The 25506-nt window shown below is 34.3% G+C and carries 22 protein-coding genes and 4 tRNA genes; 13 read left to right on the top strand and 13 right to left on the bottom strand.

Annotated features, from left to right (window positions below; translation table 11 throughout):
• Position 1: 1 nt before the first annotated feature.
• From lptA to yccX, 3 genes are all read right to left on the bottom strand, one after another.
• On the bottom strand, positions 2–556 hold the full coding sequence (gene lptA, locus GQ589_RS00435) for a lipopolysaccharide transport periplasmic protein LptA (RefSeq protein WP_160411114.1): 555 nt from the start codon (positions 554–556) through the stop codon (positions 2–4).
• Positions 557–559: 3 nt separating this feature from the next.
• Complete coding sequence (gene lptC / locus GQ589_RS00430) at positions 560–1123, bottom strand: LPS export ABC transporter periplasmic protein LptC (RefSeq protein ID WP_160423873.1); 564 nt, start codon at positions 1121–1123, stop codon at positions 560–562.
• A gap of 82 nt (positions 1124–1205) precedes the next feature.
• Positions 1206–1484: an acylphosphatase gene (gene yccX, locus GQ589_RS00425; protein ID WP_160411112.1), complete on the bottom strand. Its 279-nt coding sequence runs from the start codon at positions 1482–1484 to the stop codon at positions 1206–1208.
• Positions 1485–1629: 145 nt separating this feature from the next.
• Here yccX and GQ589_RS00420 point away from each other — a divergent pair, with 145 nt between their 5' ends.
• Positions 1630–2226 (top strand): CHAP domain-containing protein, encoded by a 597-nt coding sequence (locus GQ589_RS00420; protein ID WP_160423871.1) that lies wholly within the window; start codon positions 1630–1632, stop codon positions 2224–2226.
• 90 nt (positions 2227–2316) lie between these two features.
• Here GQ589_RS00420 and GQ589_RS00415 read toward each other — a convergent pair whose 3' ends face one another.
• The 5 genes from GQ589_RS00415 to manD all read right to left on the bottom strand — a co-directional run bounded on the left by GQ589_RS00415 (position 2317) and on the right by manD (position 8359).
• The gene (locus GQ589_RS00415) at positions 2317–3000 is read right to left on the bottom strand and encodes a GntR family transcriptional regulator (protein ID WP_160423869.1); all 684 of its coding nucleotides are present in this window, start codon (positions 2998–3000) and stop codon (positions 2317–2319) included.
• A 194-nt stretch (positions 3001–3194) separates the two neighbouring features.
• On the bottom strand, positions 3195–4676 hold the full coding sequence (locus tag GQ589_RS00410) for a mannitol dehydrogenase family protein (protein WP_160423867.1): 1482 nt from the start codon (positions 4674–4676) through the stop codon (positions 3195–3197).
• A 23-nt stretch (positions 4677–4699) separates the two neighbouring features.
• Positions 4700–6049, bottom strand: coding sequence for an MFS transporter (locus GQ589_RS00405; protein ID WP_160423865.1), 1350 nt, complete (start codon positions 6047–6049; stop codon positions 4700–4702).
• Positions 6050–6112: 63 nt separating this feature from the next.
• Positions 6113–7129: a Zn-dependent oxidoreductase gene (locus tag GQ589_RS00400; RefSeq protein ID WP_160423863.1), complete on the bottom strand. Its 1017-nt coding sequence runs from the start codon at positions 7127–7129 to the stop codon at positions 6113–6115.
• Positions 7130–7144: 15 nt separating this feature from the next.
• Positions 7145–8359 carry a D-mannonate dehydratase ManD gene (manD, locus tag GQ589_RS00395; protein WP_160423861.1) on the bottom strand — a complete coding sequence of 405 codons (1215 nt, stop codon included), beginning with the start codon at positions 8357–8359 and terminating at the stop codon, positions 7145–7147.
• 294 nt (positions 8360–8653) lie between these two features.
• Here manD and GQ589_RS00390 point away from each other — a divergent pair, with 294 nt between their 5' ends.
• Positions 8654–9223 (top strand): aminodeoxychorismate/anthranilate synthase component II, encoded by a 570-nt coding sequence (locus tag GQ589_RS00390; RefSeq protein ID WP_160423859.1) that lies wholly within the window; start codon positions 8654–8656, stop codon positions 9221–9223.
• A gap of 7 nt (positions 9224–9230) precedes the next feature.
• Positions 9231–10976 carry an aminodeoxychorismate synthase component I gene (pabB, locus tag GQ589_RS00385; RefSeq protein ID WP_160423857.1) on the top strand — a complete coding sequence of 582 codons (1746 nt, stop codon included), beginning with the start codon at positions 9231–9233 and terminating at the stop codon, positions 10974–10976.
• 48 nt (positions 10977–11024) lie between these two features.
• Here pabB and GQ589_RS00380 read toward each other — a convergent pair whose 3' ends face one another.
• From GQ589_RS00380 to GQ589_RS00370, 3 genes are read right to left on the bottom strand one after another with little or no spacing between them, the layout of a single operon-like run.
• A complete protein-coding gene (locus tag GQ589_RS00380) occupies positions 11025–11609 on the bottom strand; it encodes a membrane integrity-associated transporter subunit PqiC (protein ID WP_160423855.1) in 585 nt (194 codons plus the stop codon).
• Positions 11609–13246: an intermembrane transport protein PqiB gene (gene pqiB / locus GQ589_RS00375; protein ID WP_160423853.1), complete on the bottom strand. Its 1638-nt coding sequence runs from the start codon at positions 13244–13246 to the stop codon at positions 11609–11611. The genes GQ589_RS00380 and pqiB overlap by 1 nt, the downstream gene beginning before the upstream one ends.
• A gap of 7 nt (positions 13247–13253) precedes the next feature.
• The gene (locus tag GQ589_RS00370) at positions 13254–14507 is read right to left on the bottom strand and encodes a PqiA/YebS family transporter subunit (protein WP_160401314.1); all 1254 of its coding nucleotides are present in this window, start codon (positions 14505–14507) and stop codon (positions 13254–13256) included.
• 361 nt (positions 14508–14868) lie between these two features.
• On the opposite strand from GQ589_RS00370, the gene recA reads away from it, so the two are divergent.
• The 10 genes from recA to rarD all read left to right on the top strand — a co-directional run bounded on the left by recA (position 14869) and on the right by rarD (position 22514).
• Positions 14869–15921, top strand: coding sequence for a recombinase RecA (recA, locus tag GQ589_RS00365; RefSeq protein ID WP_160401315.1), 1053 nt, complete (start codon positions 14869–14871; stop codon positions 15919–15921).
• Positions 15914–16414, top strand: coding sequence for a regulatory protein RecX (locus GQ589_RS00360; protein WP_160423851.1), 501 nt, complete (start codon positions 15914–15916; stop codon positions 16412–16414). Before recA ends, GQ589_RS00360 begins: the two co-directional genes overlap by 8 nt.
• 202 nt (positions 16415–16616) lie before the next feature.
• A complete protein-coding gene (gene alaS, locus GQ589_RS00355) occupies positions 16617–19250 on the top strand; it encodes an alanine--tRNA ligase (RefSeq protein WP_160423849.1) in 2634 nt (877 codons plus the stop codon).
• 138 nt (positions 19251–19388) lie between these two features.
• Positions 19389–19589: a carbon storage regulator CsrA gene (gene csrA, locus GQ589_RS00350; protein ID WP_160401318.1), complete on the top strand. Its 201-nt coding sequence runs from the start codon at positions 19389–19391 to the stop codon at positions 19587–19589.
• Positions 19590–19710: 121 nt separating this feature from the next.
• Positions 19711–19803, top strand: a tRNA-Ser gene (locus GQ589_RS00345).
• 19 nt (positions 19804–19822) lie between these two features.
• Positions 19823–19899: transfer RNA gene (locus GQ589_RS00340), tRNA-Arg, on the top strand.
• 18 nt (positions 19900–19917) lie between these two features.
• Positions 19918–19994: transfer RNA gene (locus GQ589_RS00335), tRNA-Arg, on the top strand.
• A gap of 19 nt (positions 19995–20013) precedes the next feature.
• Positions 20014–20090, top strand: a tRNA-Arg gene (locus GQ589_RS00330).
• Positions 20091–20241: 151 nt separating this feature from the next.
• Positions 20242–21534, top strand: a complete 1293-nt coding sequence (gene serS / locus GQ589_RS00325) for a serine--tRNA ligase (RefSeq protein WP_160401319.1) — start codon at positions 20242–20244, stop codon at positions 21532–21534.
• Between the two features lie 80 nt (positions 21535–21614).
• The gene (gene rarD / locus GQ589_RS00320; RefSeq protein ID WP_160423847.1) at positions 21615–22514 is read left to right on the top strand and encodes an EamA family transporter RarD; all 900 of its coding nucleotides are present in this window, start codon (positions 21615–21617) and stop codon (positions 22512–22514) included.
• A gap of 44 nt (positions 22515–22558) precedes the next feature.
• Here the strand turns inward: rarD and pflA are convergent, their stop codons facing one another.
• Together pflA and ltrA are read right to left on the bottom strand one after the other, a co-directional pair.
• Positions 22559–23338 carry a pyruvate formate lyase 1-activating protein gene (pflA, locus tag GQ589_RS00315; protein WP_237398396.1) on the bottom strand — a complete coding sequence of 260 codons (780 nt, stop codon included), beginning with the start codon at positions 23336–23338 and terminating at the stop codon, positions 22559–22561.
• A gap of 324 nt (positions 23339–23662) precedes the next feature.
• A complete protein-coding gene (ltrA, locus tag GQ589_RS00310) occupies positions 23663–25390 on the bottom strand; it encodes a group II intron reverse transcriptase/maturase (RefSeq protein WP_160423845.1) in 1728 nt (575 codons plus the stop codon).
• Between the last annotated feature and the right edge of the window lie 116 nt (positions 25391–25506).

Below are 25506 nucleotides of genomic sequence, written 5' to 3'. Positions count from 1 at the left end.
TTTATTTGTTCATCCCTTTAACTTGATTTGGGATGATAGTGCTTTTTACTCGCCTATTTTTACCCGGTTGCGCAAGTATTTGCTGCTTTTTAACATCATAAGTAATCAGATCACTAACAATATGATTATCTTGCTGAAATAACTCAGCATGTCCTTGTAAAACAACATTATTTTGTTTTACATCGTAAATCACTTGAGCAGAATGACCCGTTACAATTTTATTTTTTTCTGGAAAAATTTGCTTATAGTTTACAGGATTACCATAAGCTGTAATTTTCTGTTTTTCCGTATCCTGCATGTCGGTAATAACAACTTTATCAGCATTTATGGTTAACCCGTCTTGAACAATAATAACATTACCAATAAATGTAATTGTATTATTTTCAATATCAATTTGTTGGTTATTTGCATCAATCGTAATAGGCTTATTATCAGCAAATATTTTATGTTCTTCTTTAGTGTCTGTCGATTGCTTAGAAGGCTCATTCGCAAAACTACTCAAAGAGATAGGTAATAATAAAATTAATGAAAAAACAATTTGTTTTAACGAACCCATGTTTTATTTTGCCTCAGTATTATAATATGTTTTTACATTTTCAAGTATATCAGCCGTTTTGGTATGCAAATCACTGGCTAACCCAATGCCTGTTGAATAAAACCCTACCCCGTTAATAATGACAGGATCTTTTGATGTAACTAGATGTGAAGTTAAATCTATCACTGCATTATCTGTTTTTACTTGTTTTAATTGAGCGTCTTGCGTCAAATTATCTAACTGAACATCCTGATAAAGATAAAGATGTTTATCATTCGTTAGCGTCGCTTTTTTTGCTTTAATATGCCATGTAGCTAAATGTTCTTGATCATAAAATGTAAAATTGGGTAAATCAAATTCAGTATTGCCTGAATCATCAAAATGCCTAACATGACTAGAATAAATTTTATAAATAAGTTCACCTGATAAGTCATAAATATCGGTTAACATATCATCACTTTGATAAATCGGCTTATCTAATGTATTTTGAGTAGATAGGTTTGCAGGCTCATCTCCCTTTTGATAATTAAAATAAGCACCGATAACAATAATAAGAAGTAAAAGACAAATCAGATTTTTTTTATTCATAACATATGTTAATCACATTAATAAGAATGTTATTATTTATAACGTTCAAGATTTTATGTATTTTACTTTATTTTTTGTCAAATTAATATCGAACATTAAAAGAAGTTAAATCGTTTTGTGGCGATAATTCACAAATATTGACATGTGAAATTCTCGACGAAACAGGACCACCATTTTCGATCCATTGTGTTAACTTCGCTATTTGTAAACTATCACCTTGTGCAATAATTTCAACATTACCATTATCTAAATTTCGAACATAGCCGACTAAACCAAGCTTTTGGGCTTGTTGATAAGTAAAAAATCGAAATCCAACACCTTGAACAAGGCCACTAACATCTATTTTAATTTTTTTAATCACTTTATAATTCCCATTTTTGTTTCAAATTGTAAGCTTAATTTTACATATATGAATAATAATGTTTTTATTATTGATTAAATTCTATTTTTTAATAAAAATAAACAATTATAATTAATAATATATAATTAAAGTAATGGAAATAAACATGTTGTTGAAATATAAAAAAGTTTTTTTTGGAATTTGGCTATTATCAGTATTAAGCTACTATACACTTAATTCATGTACTTTTGCCAATATTGAAATTAATGAACAAAAAATTGGAAATGTCATCGATGAATTTAATGGGGTGAAAGTATATTATAACGGTAGTATTTATAATGTAAGTGGAAGAAATATTGCTAAAGATGGCTATAACTTAGGTCTGAAATATCAATGTGTTGAATTTATAAAACGTTATTATTATCAACGATTCAATCACAAAATGCCTAATAGTTATGGACATGCAAAAGATTTCTTCGATCCGTTAGTTGCTGATGGAAAAATTAATCGACAACGCAATTTATTACAATTCCACAATGGTTCCCCAACAAAACCAAAAGTTGATGATATCATTGTTCTTAACTGGACAAGTTATGGACATGTTGCCATTGTAAGTAACGTGACTGATAACGAAATTGAAATTGTGCAACAAAATTCGGGACCAAATGCAAACAGTAGAGCAACGTTTCCTTTAATTTTTAAAGATGGAAAATGGACAATAGAAGGTTTTGGCGTTTTAGGTTATTTACGCAAAATATCCTAAAATAGCGAATAAAAATTATTGCTTAAAAGTTAATAGATCTGTTGTGTAGACTTAAAAAGTCTACACAATAACTAATCATTGTAAATAAGACTAATCAACAAACCATTCTCTTTTTTGGTGAGCAACAATTTGTATTGTTTTTAAAATCGTAGATAAATGTTCGTGCTGGGCAATTACGGCTAGTTCTGGGTCATGATTTTTTAAAGCTACTAAAATTTTCTCATGTTGTTTAACAAGATCTTCTGGGGGAGAAATTGCTTCTAATGAAAGAAATCTTACTCGATCCATCATGGCTTTAATATTTTCAACTGTTTCCCATGCCATTTGGCAGTCTATTACGTTCATTAAAATTTGGTGGAATTCATCATCTTTTTCTAGAAAAGATTGAATATTTTTATGTTTATTGGCCTCTTTTTGTTCATCAATGTTTTTTTGCAGTAATAAAATATCTGAGTCATTAATTTTTAATGCGGTTTGTCTAATAATTGCACATTCAACAGCCTCTCGAATAAATTGCCCATCCATCACTTTTTTTACCGAAATTTTAGTGACAAATGTTCCTCGTTGGGGAAGAATTTGTACAAGTCCTGCTTCGGCTAACTTAATAAATGCTTCTCTGACCGGTTGCCTTGAAACATTAAATTGGCTAGAAATTTCTTTTTCTGAAAGTAAAACACCAGGCAATACCTGACAAGTAATAATAGCTTTTCTTAATTTACGGTAAATTTGTTGATTAACGGGTTCTGAAATATTTAAGTCGGCAGATTTAAACATATATCATCTTAGGTAAAAATTAAATTATGAAGAATAGTAGGGGATTTTTAAATATAAGAAAAGTTTTTTTGATAAATGGCTATCAATATAAAAAGATTGTTTGGGCTAAATTGAGGTACAAGTGAAAAGTGTAACGCCATTGCAGACAATTACACTTTGCTTTTATTAATTATGTTAGTTTTATTAGTAATGCTTTAAGAAATTTTTTCTAACCGTTTTACTGACTGTTTAGCACCAATATCCCGCAAAGATAAATAAGCTTTAGTCACCTGCTCAACAAAATATTGATTGTTAGGTAGATCATCGCCAAATACATGTGATAATGACAATAACGATTTTACTCGTTCTTGATTATCTTGGCTATTTGCTACTAGCTCTTTTAACTTATCAGCAATTGGATCACTTATTTCAATCACCTTACCTGCATCATCTGTCCCGCTTACATACCGCATCCAAGCTGCAATACCTAAAGCTAAGCAATCAAATGGTGTATTATTTGCTAAATGAAAACGGACTGAATCAAGCATACGCTGAGGTAACTTTAAAGTGCCATCCATGGCTATTTGCCAAGTACGATGTTTTAAACCTGTATTACGGTAACGATCAAGCAACGAATCGGCATAAGCCTGTAAATCAACACCTTTTACTCGTAGTGTGCTTGCCTGTTCATTTATCATCAAATGCCTTGCAGCTTTAATATAAAAAAGATCTTGCATACATTCGTCTATATGTAAATATCCTGCTAAATAGCCTAAATAAGCTAGAAATGAGTGACTACCATTTAACATCCGTAATTTCATTTCTTCATAAGGCAAAACATCGCTAACTAGTTCAGCGCCAGCTTTTTGCCAATCAGGTCGACCAGCAACAAAATTGTCTTCGATCACCCATTGCTTAAAAGGTTCGCCTGCAACACCAGCAGGATCTTCTATACCTCCGAGTTGGTTTTGTATTTTTACCATAGTTTCAGGAGTTACAGCTGGCACTATTCGATCAACCATTGTCGAAGGAAACGTTACATTTTGTTCTATCCAATTAGCCAAATTTGGATCACGCTGTTTTGCTAAAGCCAAAACAACATTCCGCGTTACATGACCATTTTCTGGCATATTATCACAAGACATAACAGTAAACGGTTTTAACCCTTTTTCTTTACGTAAATATAATGCTTCAACAATTACCCCAGGAACAGTTTTTGGTTTAGTTGGGTTTTCAATATCGTGTTTAATTAGCGTATTATTAGTATCAATTGATGCCGTTGCTGGTAAATAGCAATAACCTTTTTCGGTAACGGTTATTGACACAATGGCAATTTCAGGGCGCGTCATAACTTCTAATATTTTGGCAATACCGTCTATATCGGCATGTAATGCCTCTTTAGCGACACCAACAACTCGAGTTGACCAATTGTCATAAGCCATTTCACAAACACTAAATAAGCAATCTTGCTGTTTTAAATCTTCAATTTGCTTTTCACCACCGATTAAATTGACTTCACAATATCCCCAATCACTACCATATTTAGCCGCTAAAATATCGGTAAAAACCGCTTGATGGGCTCGATGAAATGCACCAAAACCAAGATGGACAATTTTAGTTTTAAGCTTATTTCTATCATAGTTTGGTACAACTACCTCTTTAGGTAGTTGTGATATAGTTTTTGCTGATAGTTTCATTATTTTTCCTTAAAAACCTTAAATCATAATGCGGCATCATTTAAATCAGATAAACCACGATCTTTAACTTCAGGCATAAAAATCGCTGATATCAAGCCAATAAAAGAATACACAATAATCATAACAACAATTGGCCACCAATCGTTGACAATATTACAGAAAATTCCAGCTAACAAAGGACCAAATCCTACAGCAATAAGACCTCCAGCTTCTTTAGATATCGCCATTTGAGTGAAGCGATTACGAGCACCAAACATTTCAGCCATAGTAATATTTTCTAGTGCAAATAACCCTAGTACTGCAATGTTATGAATAATAATCAAGCATAACATTATAGTGTTAACAGAACGACTTTTATCAACAACAATAGATAACATTGGATAAGCAAGAATAATTGCAGAAACTGTCAAAATAATATATGGAATTCGTCGCCCAATTTTGTCAGATAACCATCCTAAGAAAGGAATAGTAACAAATCCTACAATTGAACTAATCATTAAAGCATCTGTCGGTATACTTTTTTCGAATAATAAAGCCTGCACTAAGTAACCTGCTAAAAAAGTTTGAATTAGCCCTGAATTTCCTGCTTGTCCGAAGCGTAAACCAGTTGCTAACCAAAATGACTTACTTTTTATCATTTCAATTAATGAAATGTGTTTGATTGGTTGTTTATCATTGATTGATTGGGTATTTACATCATTAACACCATCAAATACAGGGCTTTCTTTTAAGTTCATTCTGAGCCATATAGCAAAGATCATAACAATCGCGCTAGCAAGAAAAGGTATTCTCCATCCCCATGCAATTAGCTGTTCCTTATCTAATAAAAAAAACATAACTGCCCAAATTGCAGTAGCACTTAATGTGCCACAATTAGTACCCATTGCAACTAATGAAGAAATAATACCTCTTTTCCCTATAGGTGCATATTCTGCAAGCATGGTACCCGCTCCAGAAATTTCAGCACCAGCTCCCAAACCTTGGACTATACGTAAGAGAACCAACATTAAAGGAGCTAAAATACCTACTTGAGCATAAGTTGGCAATATACCGATAAGTGTTGTACAAATTCCCATCATAGTAATTGTTAAAAATAATACTTTTTTTCTACCTATGGCATCGCCCATTCTTCCAAAGATAAAAGCGCCGACAATGCGGGCAATGTATCCTGCACCATAGGTTCCCATAGCTAAAATTAGAGCCATAATTGCCGATTGTTCAGGGAAAAATATTTCACGAAATACTAGTGCTGCCCCTAAAGAATATAACTGAAAATCCATAAATTCTAATGCTGTTCCAAGCCATCCTGAAACAGCTGCTTTAACTAAGTCTGAAGAATTTCTTTCACATTTAATATTTCCTATGTTATTCATATATTACTCGCCTTATAATTTTATATATAAAAAGATCATCAATAAAACTGTGTTTAAAAAATCCTAAATAATAGTTAGTAACACCTTACAACACAGTTTTTGATCTTTTTCAAAAGTTTCTATCGCTTGAATGACTTGTATATAATCAAATTTATGTGTGATTAACTTTTGCGGATCAATTAATTTTTTCTTAATCCAATCAATTACAACTGGAAATTTATTTGCATTTAATCGCGATGAAAAAATAGATAATTCTTTGCTAGTAATACCTTGTTGAGTTATTTGACAAGATTCATTTGAAAAGCCCATTATCAAAATTCTTGCTGCTGGCGATGCAATCGTTATTGCTTCTTGTAAAATAGATGGATGACAAGCTGCATCTATAATAACTGTTGGTTTAATATTAAGTTTATCTAGCTCATCTTTTAAAGATAAAGAGGTGTTGTTTATTACTCTGTCAGCACCATTATTTTTTGCCATATTTAAGCGTTCTTCAATCCGGTCAACAACAATGACTTCTTTAACGTTATAAACGCCTTTTAATGCTTGTACTGACGTTAATCCCATTGGACCCGCACCATAAATTAATACAATATCATTCTCAGTTGGTTTTAAATGATCGGTTGCATTTGCTGCAATAGTAAATGGCTCAATCATCACTGCAAACTCATCACTAATTTCATCTGGAATAACATAAGCATTTTTACTTGGAACTATCGCGTACTGGCTAAATCCTCCATCTCTATGGACACCTAATACAATAAGAGATGTACAAACATTAGGACGTCCCACTAAACAAGGATAACAATGTCCACAACTAATTACAGGATCAACAGAAACTCGCTCGCCGATTCTTGATTGCTCAACATCTTCACCTACTGCATCAATCACACCAAAAAATTCATGACCAATTACTCTTGGATATTTAGCAAAAGGATTATGACCTCGATAAATATGACTATCTGACCCACAAATACCTGCTAATTTTACTTTTACTCTAACTTCTCCTGATTTAGGTTGAGGAACTTCACGTTCCTCGATTACTAACTCATTGGGTTGTTTGATTACAATACTTTTCATATAAACTCCTTTAAATTACCAATTCCACAATGTGCCATCTTCAAGACGAGCAATCGGTAAATATGCTGGATTGTATGGGTATTTTTCAGCTAGTTTTTCGTCAAAATCGATACCTAACCCTGGTTTGTCACTTGGATGCATGTAACCATCGTTAAAAGTCCAATTCGGAGAAAAAACTTCCAACATTTGCTGTGAATACCCCATAAATTCTTGCACACCAAAATTAGGCACCCACATATCAAAATGTAGTGCAGCTGCATGGCAGATTGGGGATAAATCAGATGGTCCGTGGGAACCTGTTCTCACTTGATAAAGAGCAGCAAAATCTGCAATACGACGCATATGGGTAATACCACCTGCATGTGTAATGGTGGTTCGAATATAATCAATTAATTGTTCTTGGATCAGTTGTTTACAATCCCAAATACTATTGAATACTTCACCGACAGCAATTGGTGTTACAGTATGTTGACGAATTAAACGGAAACATTCTTGGTTTTCAGCAGGAGTTGGATCTTCCATCCAAAATAGTCGATAATCTTCAATACTTTTGCCAAAACGAGCCGCTTCTATTGGTGTTAAACGGTGATGCATATCATGTAGTAAATGTTCATTAAAACCAAATTTATTCCGCACGGCTTCAAACAATTTAGGCATAAAATCAAGATACTTCTCTGTTGCCCAAAATTGCTCTTCAGGATAATTTCCCCGTGTTGCGGGTTCATAAGCAAGGTTTTTCCCTTTACTTTGACCATAAGTCGTTTTCATACCGGGAATACCACATTGCACACGAATAGCTTTAAAACCCATTTCTTTATGTTTAGCGTAATCATCAAGTACTTCATCAATACTGGCACCAGTTGTGTGGCAATACACCATTACGCCTGTTCGTGATGCACCTCCGAGTAGTTGATATAATGGCATGTTTGCTAACTTACCTTTAATATCCCAAAGTGCCATATCAATTGCCGAAATTGCAGACATGGTAACAGGACCGCGGCGCCAATAAGCTCCTTTATAAAAATACTGGAAGATATCTTCGATTTGTTGCGGATCGCGACCAATTAGCTGTGGGCAAAGGTGATCTTTTAGATAAGAAGCAACCGATAATTCACGCCCATTCAGTGTTGCATCTCCTAAACCGTATACTCCTTCATCGGTAGTAATTTTTAATGTGACAAAGTTTCTTCCTGGACTACATACAAAAACTTCTGCTTTTACAATTTTCATTCAATACCTCTTTTGTGGAATTTCGTGTTATCAAAATAACAACACAAATACTACCATACAAGAATGGTTGTATACTTATGTGAAATCTGTCACAAAAAAAAGAGGCTTTTTATCAAAAAATTCAAGAAAACTTTGTGTCTTAGTATAAACAAAGAAATAAAAGATCATAAACTAGCAATAATATCTTCTTTTAATTGCATTGACGGTATAATACATTCTGTTATGGCTGGAATTTGACTGTTACAAGTGCCAGTATTTTAAAAACAATACTCTATGTAATTAACGGACTGTATTTTGATATTATTAATAGATAATTATGATTCTTTTACATTCAATATTAACGATTATTTGTGCCAAGTTGGTGCAAAAGTGAAAGTAATAAAAAATGATGAAATGACAATTGAACAAATAAAAAAGCTCGAATTTTCTAAGATTATCATCTCACCTGGTCCTAGCTCTCCAATCAGTGCTGGAATATCACTTGCTACAATTGCCGAATTTAGTCGTGTTTGCCCAATATTAGGAGTTTGTTTAGGCCATCAAGCGATTGCTCAATCTTATGGTTATAAAATCATCAAAGCACCAACACCTATGCATGGAAAAGTCGATGAAATAACCCATGATGGTCAAGGAATTTTTAAAGGAATAAAAAGTCCGCTTTCGGTAGTTCGTTATCATTCATTAATTGCTTGTGATAAGCTTTTACCAAAAGACTCTCAACTGATTGTAACAGCTAGAAACAATCAAGGATTGATTATGGGATTACGTCATAAAATGCTACCTATAGAGTCAGTTCAATTTCACCCTGAAGCAATTAAAACCGAATTTGGTTTACAAATGATTGATAATTTTGTCCATGAGTAATACTAAAATGAAAATTCATATCGACTTTGAAGGTCAACACAAATGTTTTTGCAATCCAATAAAAGTTTTTGCTACAAATGACTATTCTTCAATTAAACAACAATTGGATGAAATAGAAAAATTCACACAACAAGGCTATTATGCGGTTGGATATCTCGCTTATGAAAGTGCAATGGGCTTCAATAGTGAACATAAAACAAAACAAAATCATGATTTTCCGCTATTGTTATTTGGTATTTTTGATAAATTTTCTATTGTTGAACAAAAACAGATAGAAATAAGTGATTATATACCACCAAGTTTCGCTTTGATAAGCGATACATCAAGAGAGGAATATAATAAAAAGATTGATTTTATTCGATCACAAATCGAACTCGGCAATACTTATCAAACTAATTATACTATTCAATTTACCGCCCCATTTAATGAAAATGCTATTGATTATTACTATTTTCTACAAAAAAATAATCAAGCTGATTATTGTGCCTACATTGAGTTTGACGATTATTATATTTTATCGATTTCACCAGAATTATTTTTTAAATTAGATAATAAAATCATTACCACAAAACCAATGAAAGGGACCACTGCTCGGGGTTTAACTAATCAACAAGATAAGCAACAATTAAAATTTTTATTTTCTGAAAAAAACCAAGCTGAAAACATGATGATTGTTGATTTATTACGTAATGACTTAAGTCGAATTTCCAAACCTAGATCTGTCACTGTACCTAAATTGTTTTCAGCCGAAAAATATCCCACCGTTTGGCAATTGACCTCAACAATTCAGGGAGAATTAAATAAGGATGTTAATTTATTTAAAATTTTCCAAGCTCTTTTTCCTTGTGGATCCATTACTGGTGCGCCGAAAACTAGTACCATGCAAATTATTGCAGATATTGAAAACTCACCGCGAGGTATTTACTGTGGGACAATTGGTTATATTGAACCGTATATGAACAAAGCTATGTTCAATATCCCAATTCGTACATTAACCATACGCAATCAGCAAATGCGTTATGGGGTTGGTGGGGGAATTACTTGGGATTCAACATCAAAAGATGAATATAGCGAAATATTAGCTAAAACAGCAATTTTAAGTCGCACTACTTCTTCACCAAAATATATTATTGAATCGCTATTGCTAGAAAAAGGACAATTTTTATTATTGAATGAACATTTAAGTCGGCTTGCACAATCAGCTGATTATTTTGATTTTAAATGTGATATTAATGCGATTAAGTTACAACTTATTAAGTTAGCAAATACAACCACTCAAAATATTGTAAATACCTACAAAGTCAGAGTATTACTGCAAAAAAATGGGTTATATACCATTAGCGAGAATATAATTAACACATCAATAAAAATTAATGAAATTCGATTAGCAACAAAGTGTGTTCATAATCAAAATATCTATTTGTATCATAAAACATCAAATCGTAAGCACTTTCCTGATTTAACTACTGGAAAAGAATATATTAATTTTAATCAATACAATGAAATAACTGAATTTGTTAATGGTAATCTTGCACTACTAATTAACGATCAATGGATTACACCTAAAAAAGAGTGTGGATTACTTGCAGGCACCATGCGGCAATTTTATTTAGATCATAATCAATTGTTAGAAAAAACGATTTTAAAAGACGATCTTATCAATGCTGATAAAATTGCATTTATCAATAGTGTTCGCAAATGGATAACGATTGATGATGAAGTTTTTAGTCAATTTAAGTTGCAATTAAAATAATTGATTTAAAATACTCCGTCAAAATTCTGACGGAGTATGATTATAACACTAATGTTTTATTGAACCAGCAAAGTCCAGTTCTTCATCTTGCCAACCTTTTGATAGTGCTTTAACTAAAGCACTATATCCATTGGATTCTAAAGGAACATAGCGCTCAAATGATTTTGTTTCAATATTATTTTTACAGTCTGTGATCACCCATCGTCCTTTGATGACTGCATCGCCAGTATAACTGCCATGAAAACCATCAATAAATAATTTTACTGTTAGTGTAGGCGCTGTAATTGACTGGCTCGATACTAAATAATTAGGCAATAAAACAGTTAAATCTTGCGATAATCTCTCTTGAAGTTGCTGAGATAGTGTTGAAGCCCATAAATGCTGGGTTGCCGTTTCATATTTAATATTGTCTGTTTGTAATACTATACCCGACTTACTTAAAAAACTCGCAACATCGACTGATTCAATCCAAATAAAACGATTAGTCGTTTTTATTTTTTGCGATACAAGGGCCGGTAAATTACTAGTTAGTTGAAAATAGCTTTTACTTGGAGTGCTAGTTGAGCAACCTACTGATATAGCAAGTAATGGTATAAATACAACTATAAACAATTTTCTATGTATTTTATTCATTATTTTTTACCTTTTGCTTTAGGTTCTTGATCTTCCTTTGAAGAAGCAGAAAAGATCAAAGCATTACTCTTATTATTAAGAGTATTAAGTAATGGAGTTAGTTCATCCATCATTTGTTGAGCTTTTTGCAAACTTTCTTTCATTTGATTGTTTAATTCAGAGCCTGGCTGTAATCCTTTTAATGTTTTATTTAATGAACGTAATGTCTTTTGTAGATCTTTCGGCATATTCTGCATTTCTTTACTAGACATAACCTGATTTAATGAATCCATTAAATGTTGACTTGAAGCAAGCGATTGATTGAGTTGTGATACAGTATTGGTAAGAGGCAAGCTATTAAAATTATCTAATAATTGCATAACTTTGGATTGAATTTGTGCAATTCCTGTTGAAGTCGCCTCAATTGTGTCGTAACCAAACTGTTTTGCCATTTTAAAGTCATATTTACTTTTCAAATCAGGATAAAAATCAAGATCTATATACATTGCACCAGTGAACATGTTTGAGGTTTTTAACGAAGCCCTTAATCCATTTTCTTGCTCTTTCATAATTAATGCCGCAATATCGACTTTTTCATCAACTAATTCAGACAAACGAGCAGGTTCAATCCTAATTAATATTGGTACTTTTTTATTTAAAATCGAAGATTTTTCTAACATCTCGGCTGTATAAAATGGCACTTTAGATACTGTTCCTAGCCTAATACCATGATATTCAACAGGAACTCCTTCTGATAACCCAGATATTGAATCAGAAAGCATAACAAGAAATTCTTTATATTCAGTATATTGAGAATCTTTAATGGATTTTTTATCTTCATATAATTTATAAACTGCGTTTTGTTCTGCAGGTGCACCTAATTTAGACCCCTCAGGCAAATCAAAACTAATCCCCCCTGACATTAAGACATCTAAAGAAGGAACGTCTAAATTTGCTCCTTGAGGAGAAAGAGTTAAATTAACTCCGCCTTCTTTCCAAAAACGAACATTTTGTGTTACTAGTACATCGTAAGGTTTAGTAATAAAAACTTGATATTTCATTTTACGTGCTTCAACATCAAATTCTGAAGTTTCAACATTACCTACACGATAACCATGAAACATGACAGAAGCTCCTCTTGGGATCACACCATTTTGTTCACTTTCTAAATTTAAGCGAATCCCTTTAATACTTGGATCTGACAATGGTGGGGTATCAGAAAGCGTAAAAGGTTTGTTTTGAAAACTGTGCGTATCGTTTCCGGCAACTAATTCTATATAAACGCCTGATAAAATAGTTCCTAATCCAGTCACCCCATCTCGCCCAATCTCAGGCTTAACAACCCAAAAAATTGAATCATTTTTTAATAGAGGTTCCATATCATTATAAATACGCCCTTTTATTACCACTTGCTTGTAATCATCAGATAAAGTAACTTCATCAACGATACCAACATCAACACTACGGTTTTTAATGGTCGTTTTCCCTGCAACGATGCCACTTGCATCTTTTGCAAGCAAAGTGAAAGAGGTTCCCCTATCGGCTAAATAAGAGTAAATTATCCAAAGACCGACAATTGCAGTAACAATGGGAATAATCCATATTGCGGAAATAGCTCTAATTCTGGTTATTTTTGCTAATTTACTTGATGTTGCCATATTGTTCCTATTGACCTATTTTTTTATTTTGCGGACGATCCCAAATTAAACGAGGATCAAATTTCTGTGATGCAATCATTGTGATAATAACGACACTTGCAAAAAATGTAACACCAATATCAGGGTAAACCCCCATCATTTGTTGATTTCTAACTAAAGAACAAATAACTGAAACCACAAATATATCTATCATTGACCATTTACCTATGAATTCAACAGCAGTATATAATTTTTTCATTTTTATGCAATTACGCTTATTTTTTTGCTTTACTGCTAGTGCAAAATAACAAAGCCAACTAAGCGAAATAATTTTTAAAATCGGAATCACAACACTTGCAATAAAAATAATAAGCGCAACAGGAACATCACCTGATTGCCACATATAAATAACGCCATCAATAATGGTTGAAGTTGATGGTGCACCAAAAACAACAGTTATCATAATACCAAATAAATTAGCGGGAATATAAAGAATTAATGATGTTACCAATAACGCTATAGTCCATTGTATTTTATCTCGATTTCTAATTTTACTTTTTTGTTTACACCGAGGACACTTTTTATAATTTATAGGTAATATAGCCTGACAACAATTGCATAATTTTAAATTTTGACTTATTCCGGTTTTACCTGCTTTTAACGTATTAGAAGAAAAATTATTACGGTGAATTTCGTTCCAAATAATTTCTGGTGAAAAAATAACCAACGACTTGATATAAAAAAAGACAAATAAGCAAAATGCAAAAAACGAGTTAGTAACACCAATGCTGCCATAACTCATTAATTTAACAAAACTGACTAAAATCCCAACAAGAAAGATTTCAGGCATACACCAATGTTGAAACTTTTCATAAACAATAAGTAAATCTCGCTTTCGGTACTTTGTTAATCGTAATTTAGAACAAAGTAAGGTGATAATTAATAAATTTACTATAGGAAAAAGCAAAACAAATAAGATAAAAAGTGCAGAAATATAACCATATTTATCAAAAAAAAGGGTTTTAGGTATATCTAATACACTAACGCCAATAAAATTACCCACAAGACGAATATCAATAAAGATAAAACCGAAAGCAACAACAATCATAATCAACGAACAAACTGCATACATGGCAGATCTAAACTTCATATCATGATTATTTTTGACTAATGTTGTATTACAACGAGGACAAACAGCTTTGTGCCCTATCATTATATCAGATAATTCTACGACCAAATCACAGTGTGAGCATAAAACATAATGTTGCTTATCAATGGCCATTATTTCCCTTTATTCGATATCTTTAATCAACAAAAATATTCAAGTTAGAATAACATTGAAACGCAAAAACTAATAAATTATTTTAAACAGTTAGTCGAAGAATAATAACAACTAATAAGAAACACATCTGGTCAAAGACCATAATTGAAAAATTAATAAGATAATCTAATAGATTTAATCTTGAATACCAATATTTTATCACCATTTGTTAGTTTCAGTTATTATAAAAACTGAGTTAGTTATAAAAAGCATAAGAAAATTGTAATAACTAACTAAATGATTATCGTATATAAAAAAAACTTGATACTGTATAACGATACAGTATAATATTCTACATCCTCACTCATTGGAATTTTATAATATGAACGAAAACAAACAACGCGCACTTTCAGCTGCATTAAGTCAAATCGAGAAACAATTTGGTAAAGGTTCAATTATGCGTTTGGGAGATACTCAAACGTTAGATGTGGATGCCGTATCTACTGGTTCTTTAGGGTTAGATATTGCATTAGGTATTGGTGGCTTACCAATGGGTCGGATCGTTGAAATTTTTGGGCCAGAATCATCAGGTAAAACAACGCTTACTTTATCAGTAATAGCACAAGCTCAAAAAGAAGGTAAAACTTGCGCATTTATTGATGCTGAACATGCACTTGATCCCATTTATGCCGCTAAATTAGGTGTACAAGTCAATGACTTATTAGTATCACAACCTGACACAGGAGAACAAGCACTTGAAATTTGTGATGCATTAGTTCGCTCTGGCGCCGTTGATGTGATTATTGTTGACTCTGTTGCAGCTTTAACACCAAAAGCTGAAATCGAAGGTGAAATGGGCGATTCTCATATGGGATTACAAGCTCGCTTAATGTCACAAGCTTTACGTAAACTTACTGCAAATATTAAAAATGCCAATTGTTTAGTTGTATTTATCAACCAAATTCGTATGAAAATCGGTGTCATGTTTGGCAATCCAGAAACAACAACCGGTGGTAATGCGCTTAAATTTTATGCCTCTGTTCGTCTTGATATTCGTCGTATTGGTTCAGTCAAAGAAGGTGAAGATATTATTGGTAGTGATACTCGAGTAAAAGTAGTTAAAAACAAAGTTGCAGCACCATTTAGACAAACCGAATTCCAAATTCTCTATGGTTGTGGAATTTCGAAAGAAGGTGAACTAATTGATTTAGGAGTTAAAAACAAATTAGTAGACAAAGCTGGTGCGTGGTATAGCTACAATGGTGAAAAAGTTGGTCAAGGAAAAGCTAATTCAATTAAATTTTTACAAGAACATCCTGAAATTGCTAAAGAACTTGAAACTAAGCTACGCGATTTACTACTAAATAGCCCTGCTGTTTTTGCAGCAGATGAAGAAGATATTTCATCAGAAGATGAAATTTTGAATAATGAATAAAAAACTTAATAAATCAATTCTAAATAAAGCTGTGCAACTACTTGCACAGCGTGACCACTCTTCGTATGAGCTATCTCAAAAAATAACATTTTTTTTTGCTAAAAAGCTATCACCTCTAGACGAAGATTATCACGATCAACTAACTAAACTAAAAACTGAAATACAAGATGTTATTGGGTATTGTATCAATCAAAAGTGGATCAATGATGAACAATACATTGAAAAGTATATTGTTATGCGTGCCAATAAAGGTTATGGAAAATATAAAATCGCAATAGAACTTAAACAACGCGGTTTACCAACTGATTTAAGCCATCAACTATTACAGATGTCTGATATCAACTGGGGAAGTATTGCTCATGAACAATTGCTAAAAAAGCTAAAACAAATCAAACCACAAAATAATAATAAAAAACAAAAAGGTATTCAGTTTCTGATCGCAAGAGGTTATACACAAGATGATATTAAAACCGCATACGATTTATTGACTTAAATAATGAGAGTATCTAAAATGCAGTATATAAAAATTAGAAAAATAATTACAAATAAAGCTAACTAATTCTTTTTTTATTTTTCCTTATTACTTGTAAAATTAACTAGATCCACTCCAATAGTAACAATATTTACTTTTCAACTTTAGTTGTAACGAGTATATTAATATGTTTAAAAATCTATCGTTTTATATGGAAGCATAAATGAAAAGTACTGCAGAAATTCGTCAAAATTTTCTTGACTTTTTTCGTGGCAAAGGACATGAAGTTATCTCAAGTAGTTCCCTTGTTCCACACAATGACCCAACGCTATTGTTTACTAATGCAGGAATGAATCAATTCAAAGATGTATTTCTTGGTGTTGATAAACGTTCTTACTCTAGAGCAACAACATCACAACGTTGTGTCCGTGCTGGTGGTAAACATAATGATTTAGATAATGTTGGTTATACAGCTCGACATCATACTTTTTTCGAAATGTTAGGAAACTTTAGTTTCGGAGACTATTTTAAGCATGATGCAATCCATTTTGCGTGGGAATTATTAACTAGTAAAGAATGGTTTAATCTACCTAAAGATAAACTTACCGTCACTGTTTATGAAACAGATGACGAAGCATATGCAATTTGGGAAAAAGAAATTGGAATTCCCAAAGAACGTATAATTCGTATTGGTGATAATAAAGGTGCACCATATGCATCTGATAACTTCTGGCAAATGGGTGATACAGGTCCTTGCGGTCCTTGTACCGAAATTTTCTACGATCATGGTGATCACATTTGGGGAGGGCCCCCAGGTAGTGCTGAAGAAGATGGTGATAGATTTATCGAAATTTGGAACATCGTCTTTATGCAATTTAATCGTCATCCTGATGGAACGATGGAACCATTACCTAAACCATCTGTTGATACTGGAATGGGACTAGAACGTATTGCGGCTGTTTTGCAACATGTTAATTCTAATTATGAAATAGATCTATTTAAGAAATTAATTAAAGATGCAGCAGACATTATTCAAACTAAAGATTTAGAAAATAAATCACTACGAGTTATTGCTGATCATATCCGCTCTTGTGCTTTCCTCATTTCGGATGGAGTATTACCTTCAAACGAAGGTCGAGGTTATGTGTTACGCCGTATAATTCGACGGGCAGTGCGACATGGACATATGCTTGGCGCAAAAGGCATATTTTTCTACAAACTTGTAAAACCATTAATTGATGTAATGGAAAGTGCAGCGGTTGAATTAGCTAATAACCGTAAATTGGTCGAAGACGCGCTTAAATTAGAAGAAGAGCAATTTTTAAAAACATTAGAACGTGGATTATTTTTGCTTGACCAAGAGTTAACAAAAATCACAGACAAAATATTACCAGGTGATGTTGCATTTAAACTTTATGATACTTACGGCTTTCCACTAGATTTAACCGCAGATGTATGCCGTGAAAAAAATATCACTATTGATGAAGCAGGCTTTAATCAATGCATGGAAGAACAAAGAAAGCGTGCTCGTGAATCGAGTTCATTTAGTGTTGATTATAGCAACGTTATAAAACTTGATGATAAAACTGAATTTTTAGGTTATCAAGCAACTGAATCTTCAGGAAAAATTATTGCCATATTTAAAAATGGCCAAAAAATTGAAAGTATTCATGCTGGCGATGAAGCCATTATCATTCTAGACAAAACTCCATTTTATGGTGAATCTGGTGGCCAAATTGGCGATAAAGGCTTATTAACAACTGCGAATGTTGAATTTACTGTTTTAGATAGCCAAAAATATGGTAAAAGTATTGGGCATATAGGTAACATCGTTAAAGGCTCTTTAAAAGTTGGAGACACAGTTACAGCGGCAATTGACATTGAACTACGTGAACGAATTCGTCGCAATCATTCAGCTACACATCTATTACAAGCTGCATTACAACGTATTTTAGGTAATCATGTTCATCAAAAAGGATCTTTAGTCAATGATAACTATCTGCGTTTTGACTTTTCACATAACCAAGCGATAACGCAAGAACAAATTATTGAAATAGAAAACCTTGTTAACCGACAAATTCGTCGTAATTTACCGGTTGATATTGAACTTATGCCAATCGAGGAAGCAAAAAACAAAGGTGCTATGGCACTATTTGGTGAAAAATATGACGATATAGTACGAGTGCTTACTATGGGCGATTTTTCAATCGAACTTTGTGGCGGTACTCACGTAGATAGAACAGGTGATATTGGTTTATTTAAAATAGTATCAGAATCAAGCATTGCATCTGGTGTACGCCGTATTGAAGCGACCTCAGGGCAAAATGCAATGGATCTAATACATAATGAATCAAATTTATTGACTCAGATTGGACAAATTGTTAAAAGTGACAAGTCTGCAGTTTTAGCGCGTATTGAACAATTATTTGATCAAACTAAACAACTTGAGAAAACAATTGAACAATTAAAAGCACAAAAAGCTAGTCAAGAAAGTGCTCAATTACTTAACCAATGCGAAAAAATTAACAACACCAATATACTTATTGCCAAACTTGATAACATTGAAGCAAAAGTATTACGCACTATGATTGATGATCTTAAAAATCAATTAAAAACAGCTGTAATTATTTTAGCGGCTGTCAACGATGGAAAAATCAATTTAGCTGCCGGTGTAACTAATGATTTAATCAAAAATATTAAAGCTGGTGAACTAGTTTCTCAGCTAGCATTGAAAATAGGTGGTAAAGGTGGTGGGCGGCCTGATTTTGCTCAAGCAGGTGGAATGGATCTCTCGGCATTACCAGAAGCGTTGTCTTCTGTGAAAAAGGAAATCAGTAACAAATTACAAGCAAGTTAGCCATATATACTCAAGTGTTTGTTAATTAAATATTAGAGTTTTTCTGTAAATTCCGTCTTACATTCTTATGGATGGAGGCTGACGAAGCTATATCTTAAAATAGTTTGGATATATACTTAACTGATATTAGGAGATCTAATGTTAATTTTAACTAGGAGAGTAGGTGAAACACTAATAATTGGGGATGATGTAGTTATTACCGTCTTAGGCGTAAAAGGCAATCAAGTCAGAGTTGGTATTAATGCACCTAAAGATGTTTCTATTCATAGAGAAGAGATATATAACAGAATTCATCAGACACAAGATTCAAATGATGAATTCCCCGAGCCCAAAGGGTAATATTGGGCAGTAAATAAACAACCAGCACGCATAAGCAAAAAAATGTTTGACTTATTTTTTGTAAAAAGTAATATGTGCGCCACACATTATGATTTTGTTGTTCAAGAAGTCATAATGTCTTGGTGAGATGGCCGAGAGGCTGAAGGCGCTCCCCTGCTAAGGGAGTATGCGGTCAAAAGCTGCATCGAGGGTTCGAATCCCTCTCTCACCGCCATTTTAAAAATTTAAAATATGCATCCGTAGCTCAGCTGGATAGAGTACCCGGCTACGAACCGGGCGGTCAGGGGTTCGAATCCCTTCGGATGCACCATTTTAAAAAATTCAAAACGCATCCGTAGCTCAGCTGGATAGAGTACCCGGCTACGAACCGGGCGGTCAGGGGTTCGAATCCCTTCGGATGCACCACTTTTTAACGAACTTACACGCATCCGTAGCTCAGCTGGATAGAGCACTCGGCTTCGAACCGAGCGGTCAGGGGTTCGAATCCCTTCGGGTGCGCCATTTCGGTTGAATCCCGATATAATTCTAGTATACTAAGCTCACAAAATTTAATATCTAAATCAATCTACTTTTTGATTTATATGTTCTATTATCTATATTAGAATAACGACAAAGTAGAAAGATATACCCTAATTAATAATGGACATTATTTATGTTGGACCCGAATTTACTCCGAAATGAATTAGATCTTGTTGCTAAAAAATTAGCTCGTCGTGGATTTAAATTAGATGTTGAAACTATTCGTCATCTTGAAGAAAAACGTAAAGTATTACAAGTTGAAACCGAAAACCTACAAGCAGAACGAAATGCTCGTTCAAAAGCGATTGGTGAAGCAAAAGCACGAGGCGAAGACATTACCGCTGTTCGTGAAGAAGTAAATAAACTTGGTGAAAAACTTAACAGCGCAAAAGCAGAGCTTGACATCTTACTAAACAAAATTAAAGACATTGCCTCAACCATCCCTAATATGCCTGATGACTCTGTCCCAGATGGTAAAGATGAAAATGACAATGTTGAAGTTTCTCGCTTTGGCACACCAAGAACATTTGATTTCCCTATTCAAGACCATGTCGCATTAGGTGAACGTTTTGGTGGTCTTGATTTTGCAGCTGGCGTAAAACTAACAGGTGCACGCTTTGTGGTGATGAAATCACAAATTGCACGCTTACATCGAGCAATCACTCAATTTATGTTAGATTTACACACCGAACAACACGGTTATGCCGAAATTTATGTACCGTACCTTGTCAATCAAGCGACACTATTTGGTACAGGGCAACTACCTAAGTTTGCTGGTGATCTGTTCCATACCAAGCCATTAGATGAAGAAGCAGAAAGCAGTAATTATGCTTTAATTCCAACTGCTGAAGTTCCTGTAACAAATCTAGTGCGTGACGAAATTCTTGATGAAAGTGTATTACCATTAAAAATGACAGCCCATACCCCATGCTTCCGTTCAGAAGCTGGATCTTATGGTAAAGATACTCGAGGCTTAATCCGCATGCATCAGTTTGATAAAGTAGAACTGGTACAAATCGTTAAACCAGAAGAATCAATGAAAGCACTAGAAGAGCTTACAGCGCATGCAGAAAAGGTACTACAGCTACTTGAACTTCCTTATCGTAAAATTGTACTTTGTACGGGGGATATGGGCTTTGGTTCATGTAAAACTTATGATCTTGAAGTATGGGTACCTGCGCAAAATACTTATCGTGAAATCTCGTCTTGTTCTAATATGTGGGATTTCCAAGCACGCAGAATGCAAGCTCGTTATCGCAATAAAGCAGATAACAAAACTTATTTAGTCCATACCCTAAACGGTTCAGGATTAGCTGTAGGGCGCACACTTGTCGCCATTATGGAAAACTACCAACAAGCAGATGGCACAATTAAAGTACCATCAGTTTTAGTTCCTTACATGAACGGCGTTGAAGTCATTGGCTAAGTGAAATCAGACCTATGTAGTTAATAGCGCTACTTATTAGTTAGCGCTATTTTTTTATTAACAAAAAAAGGGGAAAAGAGATGATAAAAGGCATCACGCTTTTAATATTTTCATCATGCCTTTTTGCTTTGCTTTATTACTACCCTGTACTATTACAACCATTATCAGTTATCGATATTTTTTGCTGGCGACTATTAACCTCATTTCCGGCAATTATTATATTGATTATCGTCCAAAAACAATGGTCAGCAATAACAGCCCTATTTATACGAATAAAACAGCAACCGCTTTATTTATTAGGATTGATGTTTTCTTCTTTTTTACTGACTATTCAAATGATGATTTTCATCTGGGCACCACTTAATGGACATGGACTATCGGCATCGCTAGGCTATTTTTTACTGCCATTAACCATGGTTATTTCAGGACAGATCTTTTACAAAGAAAAACTCAGTTTTTTACAAAAAATAGCCGTTGGGTTAGCTGCTTTAGGCGTAATAATCGAAATTGCAACCACAGGCGCATTTTCGTGGGAAACAGCCGTTATAGCTCTAGGATACCCCATCTACTTCATCACAAGGCGAAAATTGCAAATAGAAGGCATTGCGGGCACTTTTTCAGACTTCTTGTTTATCTTTATCGGTTGCCTTATTTACTTCTCGTTAAATTATAATGCGGACAAAATTATTGGAGATATTATTCATTTCCCTATTTATATTCCAATGTTAGGAATTATAACCGCCATTGCTTTTGCTATATACTTCTTCGCAAGACGTCTACTACCACTGGGATTATTTGGTTTACTCGGCTATGTAGAGCCCGTATTGTTAACCATTGTTTCAGTATTATTTTTGCATGAAACAGTGTCTCCTAAATACCTTGCCTCATATGGACTAATTTGGCTATCTGTATGCGTACTCGCTTTAGAGGGGACTATTTTTGTTTTACGAGCAATAAAACGTAAACGAATACGATACTAAAAAATAGGCACCTTACCAAGTGCCTATTTATTCATTTATACGGTTTATTTACTAAAAGTCACATAATGGCCATAACTTTCTAAAATAGATTGTATTTTATCAAGCGTTTCGCGTGGTGGAGCATCGACCCCTTCCAATTTATATGTATCACCGAGGGTATCCCACTTATAAGCACCTAATTTATGGTAAGGTAGCAACTCTACACGCTCAATATTATCCATACCTTCAATAAATTTACCTAACAAATGCGCGGAATTATCATCATCAGTCCAACCGGGAACGACAACATAACGAATCCATGTTCGTTTATTAATTTTATGCAAATGTTTAGCAAACTCAAGGACCCGCTTATTTGGCACACCAACTAATTTTTGATGAATTTCATCATTTACTTGTTTTAAGTCAAGCATAACCAAATCGGTCACAGCCAAAAGTTCATCAACTATATGGTCCAACTGTCTTGCATATCCATTGGTATCCAAACAAGTACTAATACCTTCTTGATGGCAAGCTTTAAACCATTCTGTCACAAACTCAGCCTGTAATGTTGCCTCACCGCCTGATGCGGTCACACCACCACCATTAGGCATAATAAAACTTTTGTAAGAAACGATTTCTTTCATCAGTTCATCAACGGTGACTTCGCGCCCTGCTTTCACGTCCCAAGTATCCCGATTATGACAATACAAACAACGCATAAGACAACCTTGAAAGAAAACGATAAAACGAATCCCTGGACCATCAACAGTACCAAAAGATTCAAAAGAATGGATACGCCCCTTAATGGGCTGCTTTGTTGTCATAATAATATTTTGTTGTTCCATAGATACGCTCTAATCACTGCTCACATTGCTTTTGAATTTATTTTAGCTTAAATGATGTCTTTTATGCACCGATTGCATTAATCAGGCATCTCTTTCAACTTGTTTAATTATACAGAATAAATTCACATAATAATTAAATTATTATCACAATAACTATCATTAATTAAAAATGATAAAAAAATAGCGTCCATAAGGACGCCATTTATCAATAAAGTTAAAATAATTAAGTCGGGTAGCAACGACACATTACTGTGTCGCCGCCCCCTAAGAACTGTACGAGCGAATTTCTCCGCATACAGCTCAAGCCTTCCTATTAACTTATTGCTAAGTCGGTTTCAATACCTCTAACTTCAGTGCATGAACTTTAGTATGGCAGACGGGGTGTAATAATACCCTGTTTTCCAGTTTATTATCTCCACCCTGTACACGGTATATAATATGATGGTCATGCCATCCCGTCTCTTTTGTGATAGGGAGATGACATAGTCCACAACGCCCTTTTTGTTCCTTATACAACCTTTGCCATTGACTTCTGTGCGAATAATCTTCGCACATCCGTTTTTGGTATAACGTTTCGCCGTATAATTCCCATTCAGGTAAAAACGGGTTGTATTCCGATTTTACCTTAACATGACGTTTAATCTCTGTCCTACTGCAAATCAGTAATTCAGTCCATATTTTCTCGCCGTGCCGATTCGTTGTCTGTGTCCCGAATATCCAGTCTCTGCTTTGTATCTTTGTAAAGTATTTCTCTTTAACAAATCGTTTCCGCCTGTTACCGTGTCTTCGACAGCACCATTTCCAAATCGCTTTCCAGATTAAATGGTCTACTTTACTGTACGTTTTTTTAGCGACAATGCTACGGTGATAGTTAGCCCATCCCCTTAACATTGGATTTAATTTTGCTATAAGTATGTCCTGCTTAACCATTTTCATTTTGCTTATCGTTTCTTTTACCTTGCGATAGAATGCTTTCACATTCTTTTTACTCGGTTTAATCAACAATTTGCCCTTAAATGATTTCACCGTCCACCCTAAGAAATCAAACCCTTGTTCGATATTAATAACCCGTGTTTTCCTTTCCGATAAGGTTAAGCCCCTTTCTTTCAGAAATTCCCGAATTCTTGGTACTACTTCATTTTCAAGTAACTCTTTCGAACTCCCTGAGATAATAAAGTCGTCCGCATATCGAACCATGTACACCTTATTAGCACGTCGTTGCCTGTTCCCAATGACACCAAAGTGTTGGGTTAATAGCGCCTCCATGCCATCCAGTGCCATATTCGCTAAAGTCGGAGAGATGATGCCCCCTTGCGGTGTGCCTTCTTCCGTCCGCTTGACCTGTCCCATGTCCACAACGCCCGATTTTAACCATTTTGCTAATATCCGCTTATTCATCGGAATATTGGCTATTAACCAATCATGGCTAATATGGTCAAAACAACCCTGTATATCCGCATCCAATACCCATTGCGCCGTTTGTCTCATTTGACTCCCTTTGCGTGAGAATATCTTATGCACGTGGCTTATCGCATCCGCCGTTGAACGATTGATTCGAAAACCATACGAGTTTTTATCCGCCGTCGTTTCTGCAACAGGCTGTAAAGCAAATAAGTACAGCGCTTGCATTGCTCTGTCTTTCATGGTCGGAATGCCCAAAGGACGCTTCTTTCCGTCAGACTTGGGAATATAAACTCGCCTTAATGGCATGGGTTTATATCCTTTACTTGTCAGCGTTGCAATGGCTTTCCATTTGCTCATTGGTGTTGACCATGTTACTTTGTCAACCCCTGCCGTTCTTTTACCTCTGTTTTCTGTCACTCTCCGCACCGCTAATTGCTTAGCATACGTTGAGCGTGTCAGTAACCGTTGTAAGCGTTTAACCTTACGGTAGTCACCTTCAATTGTTGCCTTCGCAATCCGTACCTGCAACCCTTTAACATGCTTTGTTGCTTTGACCCAATCAATCTTGTGCCATAGCTCATTCATGTCAGGAGTCGCTGGAGCTGGACTACTTTTAACTTTTTCGTTAAACTTAGAGTACTCTTTCATACTTACTCCTGTAGTAACAGAAATAAGCAGAAATCTACTTGGTTTTGTGTGAATAATTTCTTCGCCTCGTGAAAAGAAGAAGAATTATTCAATATGCCAAATAAATTCTACTTCTC

Source organism: Gilliamella sp. Pas-s27 (assembly GCF_009795865.1).
Taxonomy (GTDB): Bacteria; Pseudomonadota; Gammaproteobacteria; order Enterobacterales; family Orbaceae; genus Gilliamella.
This window is presented reverse-complemented; position numbering and strand designations above follow the sequence as displayed.